Here is a 14746-nt window from a genome sequence, read left to right as displayed (position 1 = left end):
TCACTTAAATTACAATATTGGTTGTTCTGGATTCACCGCGTCTACATAGTACGTTTCAATAGACGAATCCACCTTACGAACTGCGACTTGCCAGGTCGGCTTTAATACTTGTCCTCTTACTTCACGCACAATGGAATAATATCCTAAACGTACGCTCATAACTTCATCGCCGCATTCTAATTTTGTTTGATAATAAAGTACCTCTAATGCTTCTATCGCTGGGATTACTTTTTTCTTTTCATTATTTTTTCCTAATCCTTCTTGGATGTCTTTCAAATATGTTTGTTCAAATGATGTTACTTCATTCTTTTCGTTATATGAAAACTTTATCTGTGCTTTATCATTATTTAATATTGGATATTCTCCATACATCTGATCGAAATATAACTTTTTATTAGCACGATCAATACCGCTTAAAGTATATTCTTTTCCTTTATCAATCTCAGTAAGTAAATAATTTTTAATACCTTTTATAATATCATCTTCTTGAATTGCTGTTAATTTAATTGCCGGTTTAATTTCTACTTTTGTCACTGTGCTCAGTTCTTCACTTTTTTTTTCTAAATCAGAAGAGCTTTGTGTGAACCCAGCACTTTTACCTGATACGATATTCATCTTTACATTCTCTGCAGAAGGAAGCTTCGTTAATTTAATACCTTCTTTTTTAAAATCTAATTTTTCACTGCTCGTATCCTCTACAATATTCGCACGTTGTACTTTCTCATAGTATATATAGCCTAATGTTATATTAATGATGAGAAATACAAATATAAACAATGACGTTGCGTGCTTCCAATCCATTATACGAGCCTCCCATCTTGATACAATCTCCACTCATTATTGTATTTCACATACCACTCCGGCTCGAAAGATAATGTAGATTGAATTGTATCCTGATCTGAATAGACCATGTTAAAGCCGACCATCATATTACTGACTTGATCAAAATGATATTCCTGATTTGATGCGAGTTTATAACGGACCTCTTCAGCCGAAGGAAGTTTAGCAATATCTTTTGTTGAAGGGACTGCTACGCTTGTTGAATATAAACCACGTTTATATTCATAAACATCTTTATCTCCCCATACAATATCAATTTCACTAAGATGATTTTCATGAAATACTGGATATCCTTTAAAGAACATTTGATAGCTGATTGCATTATCAGATGATTTTATATCAAAATAACGATAATCATCAGTAAATCCGCCATGTTCACTAATAAAATTGAAACTGCTGATTAAGTGTTCAAGCGGTCGAGGTTTAGCATGATTGACTTCTGATAAATTATTGAATTTATACGTTGATTTATTTTTTACTTTCACAATACCTGTATTAGAGTTGTATGTTTTTGAGTCATTTTTATCTTTACGTTCGATAATACTATTTTTATCACCAAGCACTGCTTTATTAATATCATCTACACTAATTATATCTGCAAGGTAACTATATCTCTTAGTCTCTGAAGGATGTTCCGGCACATAGATACTTGTCTTTTCGTCTGTCGATTGTTCATTTGTTATTATTCCTGTATAGGATTCCATCGATTTTTCACTATGTTTAACGAATTCATTAAAATTATTGCTCGAAGCATCCATTTCAATTGCCACCATTGTCTGATGATCAGTAATGACATATAGGACTAAATTATCTTTTGAATAACTGTCCACAATGAGGCGATTAAATGTTTCATCGACATCACCTTTAAAAGTACTATCTAAAATATCCGATAAATACATAGACAATGGAAAGTCGCTTGCAAAATCTAATATTAGAAATCGTTCTTTCATTCCTTTAGGCATATAATTAATATTGAGTTGCTTTGTACTTATGGCAGTTATTTTCTTATTAGATAGACTATTAATATATTCCAGCAATATATCTTTGTTTGTCGTACCATAAATATTATTATTCGCATAACTTACCGCTTGATATGGCAAAAAAGCACTGTGAATATTATCTAAATTTTTAGGACTTAACGCCGTTGAACTTTTAGTAATGGAATTTTCTACATTCACAAGATTAGGTTTGAAGTTCCATATTTTATATGTCAATATAACGCTCATCAAAACAAGGATGAAAAGTGTTAGCCCTTTAAATATACTTTTATACATCCCATTCACCGTCATCTAGCACTTCACAAGGTAACGTTATATACACCGAAGTGCCGTACCCTTCCTTACTATTAGCCCAGATTCTCCCATTATGGGCTTCGATAATTTCCTTACTAATTGCGAGACCTAATCCAGTGCCGCCCATTTTACGTGTTCGTGCTTTATCTACACGGAAGAAACGATCAAAGATTTTATCTACTTTATTCAAAGGAATACCGATACCATTATCTTTAATTTGTATTGTCATACGATTGAATAACGTATTTTGTTTCACGTGGAATTCAACTTTCTTTCTTCCTTTAGAGTACTTCAATGCATTCGTAATTACATTATCAAATACTTGCGTCATCTTATCTGGATCTATTTCAACAAATATACCATTTTTAGGGATATCACGTATGAATGTCGCATTCTTTCCTTCTGACATCTCAAAGCGATTGATAATTTTGTGAATAAACATATTAAAATCAATCAACTCTTTATTTAAATTATCATCTGTATTATCCATCTTAGATAATTGGAGCAGATCATTAACTAATCGAATCATACGATCCGTTTCTTCTCTCGTCACACTTAAGAATTGCGGTGCTAAATTCTCATCTTTCCAGGCGCCCTCTTCCAATGCTTCAATATAACTACGCATACTTGTTAGTGGTGTACGTAATTCATGTGAAACATTCGCAACGAACTCACGTCGTTCATTCTCAACGTGATGTTGTTCGGTAACATCATGCAGCACTGCGATATAACCCGTAATAAACCCTGTATCTTGAATAATGGTACTAAACGATGCTCTTACAATAAGCCTTTCTTTTTCATTAATATCGATGATAATACCACCTGCAATATCCTGCAGTTCATCCAATGAATAATGCGCTTCGATTGCAAGGATGTCTAGAACATGACGTCCTTCTACATCATCTTTATTCATATCAAGCATCTTTAGTGCCATTTCATTAACAATACGTACACGACCACGTCTATCTGTCGCAATAACCCCATCTGACATGTGCGTGATTACTGAATCAAGTCTACGCTTTTCACTCTCTGTATTCGCCTGCGCTTCTTGCACACGCTTAGATAAGTTATTAAAAGTTAGTGCGAGCTCACCAATTTCATCGTTACCGTATACTTTAACACGGTTTGTGTAGTTCCCCTTAGACATCTCTAGCGCTTGATTACGCATATCTGCAATAGGTTTAGTAATAGTTCTTGCGATAAAGAACCCAAGAATAATTGTAATTAACAATGACAGACCTGTACCGATAATAAAGATGCTATTGATTTTCATCAACTGCGCATACACCGGCTCAATAGATTCTTCAATATGAATAACACCAAGGATTTTATTGTCATCTTTAATTGGAAAATTCTTTACCCAGACCCTCACCTTACCGTTAGGATCATCACGCAGCTTAATACGATCATTCGTTTTCCCAAGTGATAAAGAATTTTGTATCTGTTTATCATTGATCTTCTGGTTAATATTTTCTTTAGTTGTATCGTTACTTGTCGCAAGGATAACTTCGGAATCATTAATAAAACGAATGGTATCTATCTCTGTTCTTAATGCATATTCATCTACAACTTTCTGGACTTCTTTTTGTATTTTATTTGGTGAAGATTTATTTTCGTTATATACAGTCCTAATATCATAGTTGATAGACTTTATTTGCTGATTAATATTTGTTTTAAAATTCTTTGTAAGCTCTTTTTCGAGATTATTTGTAAAATAAAGTCCGATAATTTGCATCCCAATAATAATTAATAAGACGTAAATAACAACGAGCTTTATATGTAACGACTGAAGTTTTTTAAAAATCGCTTTCATTCTATTACTCCTGCGTCTGCAAGAAATATCCTACACCACGGCGTGTCACAATATATTCTGGATGACTTGCATCATCTTCAATCTTTTCTCTTAGACGTCTAATTGTAACATCTACAGTTCTTACATCACCAAAATAATCATAGCCCCATACTGTCTGCAGTAAATGTTCACGTGTCATGACCTGCCCGATATGCTTTGCTAAATAATGAAAAAGTTCAAATTCACGGTGTGTCAGTTCGATATCTATACCACGTTTCTTTATTGAATAAGCTTCAGGGTAGACTACAATATCTTTAATGACAATATTTGTGGATTCTTCCTTCTCTTCAGATTGTGTTTGTGAGTAATGACGACGTAAATTGGCTTTAACCCGCGCAATCAGTTCACGTGTAGAGAATGGCTTTGTCACATAATCATCAGCACCAAGTTCCAGGCCTAACACTTTATCAATCTCAGAATCTTTAGCTGTCAGCATAATAATCGGCATATCGTATTTCTTACGCACTTCACGACAGACTTCCATACCATCACGACCTGGAAGCATAATATCTAGCAATACGATATCTGGTTGAATATCATAGATTAGTTCCACTGCATCATCGCCATCATAAGCGACATGAACTTCATAACCCTCTTTTTTTAAGTTAAATTCTAATATATCTGCAATCGGTTTTTCATCATCTACAACTACGATTTTTCTCGACATACATTTCCCTCATCTCATAAAAATTTTTATAAGTATCTATCTTATAATTTACCACTGTTCAACATCTTTTTCTATACTGCTGACAAGTACAAAAAAAGAAGATACGTAAACGTATCTTCTTTTGAGCGGTCCCGACGGGAATCGAACCCGCGATCTCCTGCGTGACAGGCAGGCATGTTAACCGCTACACCACGGGACCATGTATAAATATGTAATTGAAAAATGGTGACCCCTACGGGATTCGAACCCGTGTTACCGCCGTGAAAGGGCGGTGTCTTAACCGCTTGACCAAGGGGCCGAATTTTTTTAACACAAGATTGATTATAGCATGATAAATTTATAAATATCAAGCATATTTTTAAATAAATTTTGATTTTTTCTGTATAATTATTTATATATATTAGATTGGAGTGCACAACATGGATATAACTTCCGCAAAACCTTTTAAAACCCATAAAAAACTTCCGTTAAAAGAAAAATTAAAACGGTTTATGATCATTACAATTGGCGCGATTCTAATGGCCATTGCACTTGAATTATTTCTCGTACCTAATAATCTATTAGATGGTGGTATTGTTGGTATATCGATCATGATAAGCCATTTCTTAAAATTGCCTATTGGACTCTTTATTTTCTTATTAAACATCCCTTTTTTCTACCTTGGTTATAAACAGATTGGTAAAACATTCGCACTCTCTACGCTCTATGGTATCGGTATACTATCCATCGGTACAGCACTATTACATCCAGTACCCGCATTTGCAGATGAAAAGTTTTTGGTCACTATCTTTGGTGGTGTCATTCTTGGACTCGGTGTTGGACTTGTTATCCGTTACGGAGGTTCTCTTGATGGTACAGAGATTCTTGCGATACTTATCAACAATAAGACTCCCTTTTCAGTAGGTGAAATTGTCATGGTCATTAACTTCTTTATCTACACCGCTGCAGGCTTTGTATTTACTTGGGAATCTGCCATGTATTCTGTTATTGCTTACTTTATCGCATCTAAAACCATCGATATTGTACAGCAAGGTCTCGACGAATCAAAATCTGTATGGATCATCAGCGATCAATACGAAGAAATTGGAGATGCTATTAATGATCGTCTCGGTCGTGGTGTTACTTATTTGAAAGGGGAAGGAGCATACACTGGTGATGACAAGAAAGTCATCTTCTGTGTCATTACGCGATTAGAAGAATTTAAACTTAAAGATATCGTCAATCATTATGATGACAGCGCATTTGTTGCCATTGGGAACGTCTCTGAAGTTAAAGGCGGCAGATTTAAAAAGAAAGATATACATTAAAACAATTTTAAAAGCCATAAAACATTAAATGTTTTATGGCTTTTAATTTAAAGCTAATCGCTCAAAGGTGCCGAAACAAAAAGCGCTTCTTTGGCACCTTTACGGGATTTTACTCGAAGCTAATCGCTCAGGTGATAGCCTCTTATTTTTCCCATAAGTTTTCAAGTAAGTTCGTTTGATTTCTATCTGGTCCAACTGAGAAGATAGAAATCTTAACGTTACATAACTCAGAGATACGTTCTAAGTAACGACGTGCGTTATCAGGTAGCTCGTCCAATGATTTACATGAAGTCACATCTTCAGTCCATCCTGGTAATTCTTCGAAAATCGGCTTACAACGATTTAATTCGTTTAGATTCGCTGGGTATTCTGTAATTTCCTTACCATCCAATTCATATGCTGTACAAATCTTAACAGTTTCTAAACCTGTTAATACATCAATTGAGTTAATTGATAAGTCCGTAATACCACTTGCACGGCGAGAATGGCGTAATACAACAGAGTCAAACCAACCTACACGACGTGGACGTCCAGTAGTCGTTCCGTATTCACGACCAACTTCACGAATATGATGCCCGTCTTCATCAAATAATTCAGTCGGGAATGGTCCGTCTCCTACTCGTGACGTGTAAGCTTTACATACACCAACAACTTTATCTATAAACGTTGGACCTACACCTGTACCAACTGTTACGTTCCCTGCAATCGGGTTACTTGAAGTAACGAATGGGTATGTCCCGTGATCGATATCAAGCATCACTCCTTGAGCGCCTTCAAATAACACTTTTTCCTCTGCCATAAATGCATCGTCTAATACTTTTGCAGTATCTACTGTATATTCTTTTAGGCGTTGGCCAGCTGCATAATACTCATCAAAGATTTCTTCAAATTTAAATCCTTCAGCATTGAATAATTTTTCAAACATTTCGTTTTTCATTGCTAAGTTTTCTTTTAACTTTGTTTCGAACGTTTCTTTATCAAGTAAATCTGCCATACGAATACCGATACGTTGTACTTTATCTACATAAGATGGTCCGATTCCTTTTTTCGTTGTACCAATCTTATTATCACCGCGTTTTTCTTCTTCTAATTCATCTTGTTTTAAATGATACGGTAAAATAACTTGTGCACGGTTTGAAATACGTAAGTTATCAGTTTTTACACCACGTTCATTCAGTGCATCTAATTCTTTTAATAATGCAACAGGATCTACTACTACACCATTTCCAATAACAGATAGTTTATCTGAATAGAAAATACCTGATGGTACTAAATGCAATTTGTATGTTTCTCCACCAAATTTAATTGTATGTCCTGCGTTATTACCACCTGAAAAACGTGCAATAACGTTTGCTTCTTCTGCTAAAAAGTCCGTGATTTTACCTTTACCTTCGTCTCCCCATTGAGTCCCAACAACTACGATTGATGACATGAGTGCACCTCCAAATTTTGTTCACTAACCTTAAACATTTTAACAATGAAATCGGGGAAAATCAACTAAAAAACGAACATTAATAAATATTCACTTATTTCACTAAAAGACATAGAAATGGAGATTATGAACATCTGACTTTTAAAAAAACATTGATATTTCAGCATTTTATTAAATAACAATTTAATAATTGATCATTTATTATTTTATTTTTTCACAAACTATCTTGTCATTTCCTAGTCATATATAATATAAAAACCGTACAATTAATTAATAAAAAAAATTAATGTACGGTTTTTATTCATTTTATACACTTTACTCATTAATATACATCTGAATGTGCATAATCAATATCTGTAAATTTGTTATATTGCTTTAAGAAATGAAGTTTAACTGTTCCTGTCGGACCGTTACGTTGCTTCGCAATAATAATTTCTATTTCCCCGTTTTCCTCTTGAGCCCCTGCATCTACTTCTTCTTCACCATCTTCACCATTACCACGATTGTAATAATCATCTCGATATAAGAATGCAACGATATCTGCATCTTGCTCAATCGAACCTGATTCACGAATATCACTCATCATTGGACGTTTATCCTGTCTTTGTTCCACGCCACGAGATAACTGTGATAACGCAATTACAGGACATTCTAGTTCTCTAGCTAAAGCTTTCAGCATACGCGAGATTTCTGATACTTCTTGTTGTCTGTTGTCACTGGAACGACTTCCTGAACCTTGAATAAGTTGAAGATAATCAATCAGTATCATATCTAATCCATGTTCTTGTTTTAGTCTTCTACACTTAGAACGGATATCTGTAATACGGATACCTGGTGTATCATCTATATATATATTTGTCTTAGATAGCTTACCCACTGCTACTGTGAAACGATTCCAGTCTTCTCCATCCATTGTTCCTGTACGTAATCTATTAGAATCTACGTTCCCTGTACTACAAATCATACGTGTTGCTAACTGATCAGCACCCATCTCAAGACTAAATATCCCCACACTATAAGGCGTCTCATCGCCTCGATCATGCGTTGCTACTTGTGTTGCAATATTTAAGGCGAAAGCGGTCTTACCTACCGAAGGACGTGCTGCAATAATGATTAGATCATTTCTGTTGAACCCAGCCGTCATTTGATCAAGATCTCTGTATCCAGTAGGGATACCTGGGGTCTGCCCTTGGTTCTTATCAAGTTCTTCAGCATTATTAAAGACTTGCGTCAATACATCTTTGATTTCCTGAAAACCTTCTGACCCTCTAGAAGTAGACACTTCCATAATGCGCTTTTCGGCATCAGAAAGTAACGTTTCGAGATCTAGTGTCTCATTATAACCATCCGCCATAATAGTGTCTGCCGTATGAATTAATCGTCGCTTTACAGCATCTTTATAGACGATATCCGCGTAAAAATCTACATTACGGGCACTCGGTACAATTGCAGCTAAGTCTACAAGATACATCTCTCCACCAGCCGCTTCTAATGTCCCGTCTGATGTCATCTGATCTACTACAGTTACAATATCTACTATTTCATTTTTCTCAGACAATGTCATCATCGCTTCAAATATATGTTGATGCGACTGTCTGTAAAAATGCCCAGGAACGAGTACTTCTAGAACGGAAGATAATACTTCATTATCGATAAAGATAGCGCCTAAAACTGACTGTTCCGCAACTAAATTAAACGGGAGTTTCTTACCTTCAAGATAATCTGCCATATTATCCTCCTTATCTATTATGCTTCAGTTACATGCACTTTTAATGTGCTGCTTACCTTGTTATGAAGTTTAACAGGCACATTTGTATAGCCTAAACTTCTGATACCATCATGTAAATCCATTTTACGTTTATCAATTTTAATACCATGTTGTTTATTTAATGCATCAGCAACTTGTTTAGAGCTGACTGAACCAAATAAACGACCACCTTCACCTGACTTTGCAGTCACTTTAACTTCTAGTGCTTCTAATTTTTCTTTTAATGCTTGTGCATCTTCAAGTTCTTGCTGCTTATCTGCCTCTACTCTTTTCTTCTGCGCTTCTAGCTGTTTTAAATTACCTGGTGTTGCTTCAACAGCTAATTTATTCTTTAATAAGAAATTATTCGCATATCCTACAGGTACTTCTTTAATTTCACCTTTTTTACCTTTTCCTCTAACGTCTTGTGTAAATATAACTTTCATTTTATTCCTCTCCTTCATCATGAATAATATTTCTAAGCTGACTGATAACTTCTTCAACAGTCATGTCTTCAATTTGGGTTGCTGCATTAGATAAATGGCCACCACCGCCCATCTTTTCCATTACAAGCTGTACGTTGATTTCACCTAATGAACGCGCTGATATTCCGACAACATTATCTTTACGTTTGGCTACTACGAATGAAGCTTCAACACCTTCAATGTTAAGTAGCTGATCTGCTGCTTGTGCAACAATAACAGGATGAATCACTTCATCACTAGGACCATGCGCAATCGCAATACCGTTATCTTCAAGAACCACTGTCTGAATAATTTCTGAGCGCTTAATGTAAGTCTCCATATCATCCTTTAGGAAATGCTGACATAATATCGTATCTGCACCATGATTTCTTAAGAAACTTGCTGCATCAAATGTTCTGGAACCTGTGCGTAATGTGAAGTTGCGTGTATCGACAATAATACCTGCAAGCATTACAGTCGCTTCCAGTCGCGTTAATTTATAATCGGTCGGTTGATATTCTAGTAACTCTGTCACCAGTTCAGCTGTCGAACTAGCATATTGTTCCATATAAACAAGTAATGGGTTTGATACAAATTCTTCTCCTCGTCTATGATGGTCAATAACAACCTTTCTGGAAGCTTTGTTTAATATATTTTCATCTATAACCATCTCTGGTTTATGTGTATCCACGATGACTAAAGTTGTGCGTTTCGTCATTAGATTCCAAGCATCTTCTGAACTAATAAAGATTTCGTTTAGCTCTGGCTTTTCAGCAATCTCTGTCATTACACGCGATAACGTATCATCGATATCATGATCATTGAGTATTATATTTGCCTTTAGATTATTCATCTTCGCAAATCGTGCCACACCGATTGCAGCACCAATAGCGTCCATATCAGGGCGTTTATGCCCCATAATCATCACATTATCTCCTTCAACAAGAATATCCTTCAATGCATGTGATACTACACGAGCTCTGACACGTGTACGTTTTTCCATAGGATCTGTCTTGCCGCCATAAAATCTCACATTCCCATTTATATGTTTAATCGCTACTTGATCTCCACCACGTCCAAGGGCTAAATCTAAACTTGATTGCGCAAGTGTACCTAATTCAATTAAGTTATCAGCACCTTCACCAATCCCTACACTCAAAGTGACATGTGTCTTAATTTCACGGCTTTTATCTCTAATATTATCAAGTAAATTAAATTTTGTTTCTTCGATTGAGTGCAATATTTTTTGATTAAAGAACATCATAAACTGATCCGATTGATATCTTTTGATATAAACATTATTAAGTTCTGCCCACTTATTGATTTCCATAGACATTAAGCTATTAATCTCGGTACGTTGGGCGTCGGTCATGTTTTGAGTGACTTCGTCAAAATTATCTAAAAACATAATACCAATTACAGGCTTTGCATCTTCAAATAATTGATGTGTTTCAATCTTATCAGTAATATCGAAGAAATATAGTACATTATTCTCTTCAGAAAACATCACTTTAAATTTGTAGTCTTTGTATTGAGCATTCGCCTCATTAACCGCGCTTACCTTAAGTTGGTTCAGCAAGTTCGGAAAAATATCATGAATAGATTCTGAAATAATAGGCTCACTAATTTTTTCATTCATAAAATGGTTATACCATTCAATATGCTCATTTTCATCTAGCAGCAGAATCCCTATTGGTAACTCACTTATCGCATAGTTCTTTCCATTACCAATTACAGTGGACAAATTCTCAATATAACGTTCATTTTGTCTCAAACTATGTTTAAAGTAAGAGTAGGAAATGCAGATAATAATAAATAGAATCACACTGGTCACTCCAGCTAACATCGCATCTTCAGTATACAAAATCCCTGTCACGATGATAGCAGCAAGCGTCATCACAATAAAGGGTATGATCAATGTCTGCCTGTTATACTTTCTGTTCATGTTGACACCTCTTCGTTAAATTTATAATCTTACTTGCGCTTAATATTAGATTTTAAATTCAATATCATATCTATCATTCCAAAGATTTGTGTCACTGGTGAGAAAATAAATGCAAATATGTATATTAAAATGTTTAATACTGGATGTGTACGTTTTACTTTTATAAAGAAGCTAAACAGCGAGAGTCCCTGGATGAATATAACCCATTCTAACACATACTTAAAGTTTGTGACTATGCCTAACAGCACGACATCCGTATCTGTAATGAAGAGTGCAATAAAAAGCGTAAGAAAGTATAGATATAGCACTACTTTTGGAATACGCCACATATATAACGGTCGGAAATTTGGTGTCGATACTTTAAACTTTCTTACAAATGGAAAAGTAATGCTGATTTGAATAAGGGATAATATAAATAAAAATAAAATTAATAACCCTGGTATTTGTAACACTAATGCATCCATACTCGTTAAAAATAAATCAGCGTATGTTTTAGTAACTGTGCCTTTTTCAACCTCTGCCATTAATAAGTTATAGTAAGCATCTGTAGCAGGGGCAAAAATATCCGCCATTTTCGGTATAACACCAGCCATTTGCAATATAATTATAGCGATTAACGAAAAAACGGTATAAAACACAGTCAAAATGTATAGTATACGTTCCTTAGAAGCTTTCTCTTTTAATAATTGGCCTACAATATAACCTCCAAAAATAACGCTTAACATAATTTGCATTGTGAATATCGAAGCAAATATAACAGCGATAAGAATTACAAAACTCATCACATAGTAACTTTCTTTAGAGTGATAATACAAAGTCACTGCAGGAATAAGCAAAAAAGGTGCAATAATTAAGAATAGCCCTGGTACAAAATGAATGATTATTGTTGCTAATAGCATAATAATAGAAGTTACAATTGTTTTTCTTATATCAATATTCAAATTAAAATCTCACTTTCTTAAAACAAAAATTTCGATAACTACTCTATTTTACAACTTTCTTTCTCAAGTCTCAATTTTTCAGAACAAAATAAAAAACTGAGGCAATTTTGCCCCAGCTACAATTATATTTATTATTCTTCGATTGCAAATTCAGCGTTAACTTCGAATTTAGCTTCTTTACCAATCATAACGCCCCCTGTTTCTAAGGCTTGATTAAAGTTGATGCCATATTTTTCACGGTTAACTGATCCATTTACGATAAATCCAGTTACACTGCTTCCATCCATTGGATTTTTATGAACACCGTTAAATTCTAAATCAAATGTTTCTTCATGCGTTTGATCTTTAATTGTTAAGTCTCCTGTTATTTTGTTTTGAGTAATAGACTTAGATACAAATTTAATCTCCGGATATTTTTCTACATCGAAGAAATCAGCAGATTTTAAATGACCGTCGCGGTCTGCATTGTTCGTGTTAATAGAATCTACTTTTACAGAAGCTGTTAATTGTAGAGATGTTAAATCGTTGATGTCTCCTGTAGCTTGTCCATCAAATTCAGTAAATTCACCTTTCACTTTTGATACCATTAAATGTTTGATAGAGAATTCTACGTTACTGTGTACTGGGTCTAGTTTAAAGTTTGTCATCATTAAGTTCCACCTTTTAAGTTTTTTATACCGATTCAGAAATGCCAGTTTATATCGTTAAATAATTATGACCTTCCATTTCGTTATAATTAATATATCAAATATAAAAATTATATTCGACTATAAAAACTATATAATAAAAGTTTTTATATTCTGATAATTCTGTCTTATTATAACATCATATTAAAAGACGATTCAAATGATAACATTGAACCGCCTCTGCTTATTATTTAATTACAGTTTGTCCACCCATATATGGAACGAGTACTTCTGGAACTGTGATAGATCCATCCTCATTTTGATAATTTTCGACTACTGCAGCAAAAGTACGTCCTACAGCTAGTCCTGAACCATTCAATGTATTTACAAGTTCAGCTTTTGCATTTTTATCGCGCTTGAAGCGAATATTTGCACGTCGTGCCTGAAAGTCTGTCATATTAGAACATGAGCTAATTTCTTTATAGGCATCATAACTTGGCAGCCACACTTCAACATCATAAGTTTTTGCAGCACCAAATCCGATATCTCCAGAACATAAAGCAATCGTACGATAAGGAATATTTAATTTCTCCAGAATACTTTCAGCTGAACGTGTCATATCTTCTAACGCAGCGTAAGAATCTTCAGGGCGTTCAAAGCGCACCATTTCGACTTTGTTAAATTGATGCATACGAATTAATCCACGTGTATCACGGCCTGCTGAACCTGCTTCGCTTCTGAAACATGCTGTCATCGCAGTAAATTTCGTAGGTAACATATCATTTGTTAAGATTTCGTCACGATAGAAGTTCGTTAGTGGTACCTCTGAAGTCGGAATTGTATATAAACCTTCTTTTTCAACTTTGAATAAGTCTTCTTCAAACTTAGGAAGTTGTCCTGTACCAAACATAGAAGCGGCATTTACGAGTTGTGGTGTCACCATTTCTTCGTATCCGTTTGCACGATGTGTATCTAACATAAAGTTCATTAATGCTCGTTCTAAACGCGCACCATCTTTCGTTAAAAATGCGAAACGTGCACCTGAAACTTTAGCAGCACGCTCAAAATCAGCCATTTTTAAATTTTCGACGATATCCCAATGCGCTTTTGCGTCGAAATCAAATGTACGTGGTGTTCCCCATTTCTTGACTTCAACGTTTTCATCCTCATCTTTGCCAAATGGTGTTTCATCGCTTACTAAGTTCGGCAAACGTACAAGTTTATCCTTCAACGTTTGAGATACTTCGTTCAACTCAGTATCAATACGCTTTATTTCTTCACCCACTTCACGCATTGCTTTAATTGCATCGTCTGCATTTTCCTTATTACGTTTTTTCTGTGCAATTTCTTCGCTGGTTTTATTACGTTTTGCTTTTAATTCTTCAGTTCTTGCTGTAAGTTCACGTGCTGCTGTATCAAGCGCTAAAATTTCATCAACGATGGAAGTATCAATTGCACGCATTTCTAATTTTTTCTTAACGAATTCTGGTTCTGTTCTAAATAATTTAATGTCTAACATTTGTATTGCCTCCTCATATTTTTTATATGTGGGTAACAAAAAATACCACATCCCTTGAAAGGGACGTGGTATTTACGCGTTGCCACCCTAATTAATAGTCAGTACGACTATTCT

The 14746-nt window shown here is 34.9% G+C and carries 12 protein-coding genes, 2 tRNA genes and 1 other annotated feature (1 of these 15 running past the window's edge); of the genes, 1 reads left to right on the top strand and 13 read right to left on the bottom strand.

The features are described 5' to 3' along the window. Positions 1-9: 9 nt before the first annotated feature. From QA539_RS00135 to QA539_RS00110, 6 genes are all read right to left on the bottom strand, one after another. Complete coding sequence (locus tag QA539_RS00135) at positions 10-801, bottom strand: two-component system regulatory protein YycI (protein WP_419895218.1); 792 nt, start codon at positions 799-801, stop codon at positions 10-12. After that, the gene (locus QA539_RS00130) at positions 801-2054 is read right to left on the bottom strand and encodes a two-component system activity regulator YycH (RefSeq protein ID WP_241427465.1); all 1254 of its coding nucleotides are present in this window, start codon (positions 2052-2054) and stop codon (positions 801-803) included. Before QA539_RS00130 ends, QA539_RS00135 begins: the two co-directional genes overlap by 1 nt. A 52-nt stretch (positions 2055-2106) precedes the next feature. After that, positions 2107-3945 carry a cell wall metabolism sensor histidine kinase WalK gene (walK, locus tag QA539_RS00125; RefSeq protein WP_413475471.1) on the bottom strand — a complete coding sequence of 613 codons (1839 nt, stop codon included), beginning with the start codon at positions 3943-3945 and terminating at the stop codon, positions 2107-2109. A gap of 4 nt (positions 3946-3949) precedes the next feature. Beyond that, the gene (yycF, locus tag QA539_RS00120; RefSeq protein WP_012655932.1) at positions 3950-4651 is read right to left on the bottom strand and encodes a response regulator YycF; all 702 of its coding nucleotides are present in this window, start codon (positions 4649-4651) and stop codon (positions 3950-3952) included. A 126-nt stretch (positions 4652-4777) separates the two neighbouring features. Further along, positions 4778-4850, bottom strand: a tRNA-Asp gene (locus QA539_RS00115). 24 nt (positions 4851-4874) lie between these two features. Then, a tRNA-Glu gene (locus QA539_RS00110) sits at positions 4875-4949 on the bottom strand. Positions 4950-5070: 121 nt separating this feature from the next. Between QA539_RS00110 and QA539_RS00105 the strand changes: the two genes are divergently transcribed. Next, positions 5071-5958, top strand: a complete 888-nt coding sequence (locus QA539_RS00105) for a YitT family protein (protein ID WP_283722034.1) — start codon at positions 5071-5073, stop codon at positions 5956-5958. Between the two features lie 142 nt (positions 5959-6100). Here the strand turns inward: QA539_RS00105 and QA539_RS00100 are convergent, their stop codons facing one another. The 7 genes from QA539_RS00100 to serS form a co-directional block, all read right to left on the bottom strand. Continuing rightward, positions 6101-7390 carry an adenylosuccinate synthase gene (locus QA539_RS00100; protein ID WP_283722033.1) on the bottom strand — a complete coding sequence of 430 codons (1290 nt, stop codon included), beginning with the start codon at positions 7388-7390 and terminating at the stop codon, positions 6101-6103. Between the two features lie 322 nt (positions 7391-7712). After that, entirely contained in the window at positions 7713-9119 is a 1407-nt protein-coding gene (gene dnaB, locus QA539_RS00095) for a replicative DNA helicase (RefSeq protein ID WP_413475470.1), read from the bottom strand. A gap of 17 nt (positions 9120-9136) precedes the next feature. Beyond that, positions 9137-9583: a 50S ribosomal protein L9 gene (gene rplI / locus QA539_RS00090; protein ID WP_419895217.1), complete on the bottom strand. Its 447-nt coding sequence runs from the start codon at positions 9581-9583 to the stop codon at positions 9137-9139. Position 9584: 1 nt separating this feature from the next. Next, positions 9585-11546, bottom strand: a complete 1962-nt coding sequence (locus tag QA539_RS00085) for a DHH family phosphoesterase (RefSeq protein WP_283722031.1) — start codon at positions 11544-11546, stop codon at positions 9585-9587. Positions 11547-11575: 29 nt separating this feature from the next. Beyond that, entirely contained in the window at positions 11576-12487 is a 912-nt protein-coding gene (locus QA539_RS00080; protein ID WP_419895216.1) for a DUF2232 domain-containing protein, read from the bottom strand. 131 nt (positions 12488-12618) lie between these two features. Beyond that, positions 12619-13134 (bottom strand): YceI family protein, encoded by a 516-nt coding sequence (locus QA539_RS00075; protein ID WP_413475473.1) that lies wholly within the window; start codon positions 13132-13134, stop codon positions 12619-12621. Positions 13135-13360: 226 nt separating this feature from the next. Then, positions 13361-14632 (bottom strand): serine--tRNA ligase, encoded by a 1272-nt coding sequence (gene serS, locus QA539_RS00070; protein WP_219493441.1) that lies wholly within the window; start codon positions 14630-14632, stop codon positions 13361-13363. Positions 14633-14688: 56 nt separating this feature from the next. Continuing rightward, positions 14689-14746 (bottom strand) — a binding site (T-box leader) (it continues 136 nt past the right edge of the window).

It is taken from the genome of Macrococcus psychrotolerans (genome assembly GCF_038095555.1).
Classification (GTDB): Bacteria; Bacillota; Bacilli; order Staphylococcales; family Staphylococcaceae; genus Macrococcoides; species Macrococcoides psychrotolerans.
The sequence above is the reverse complement of the archived record's forward strand: the minus strand, read 5'-3'. Positions and strand labels throughout refer to the sequence as shown.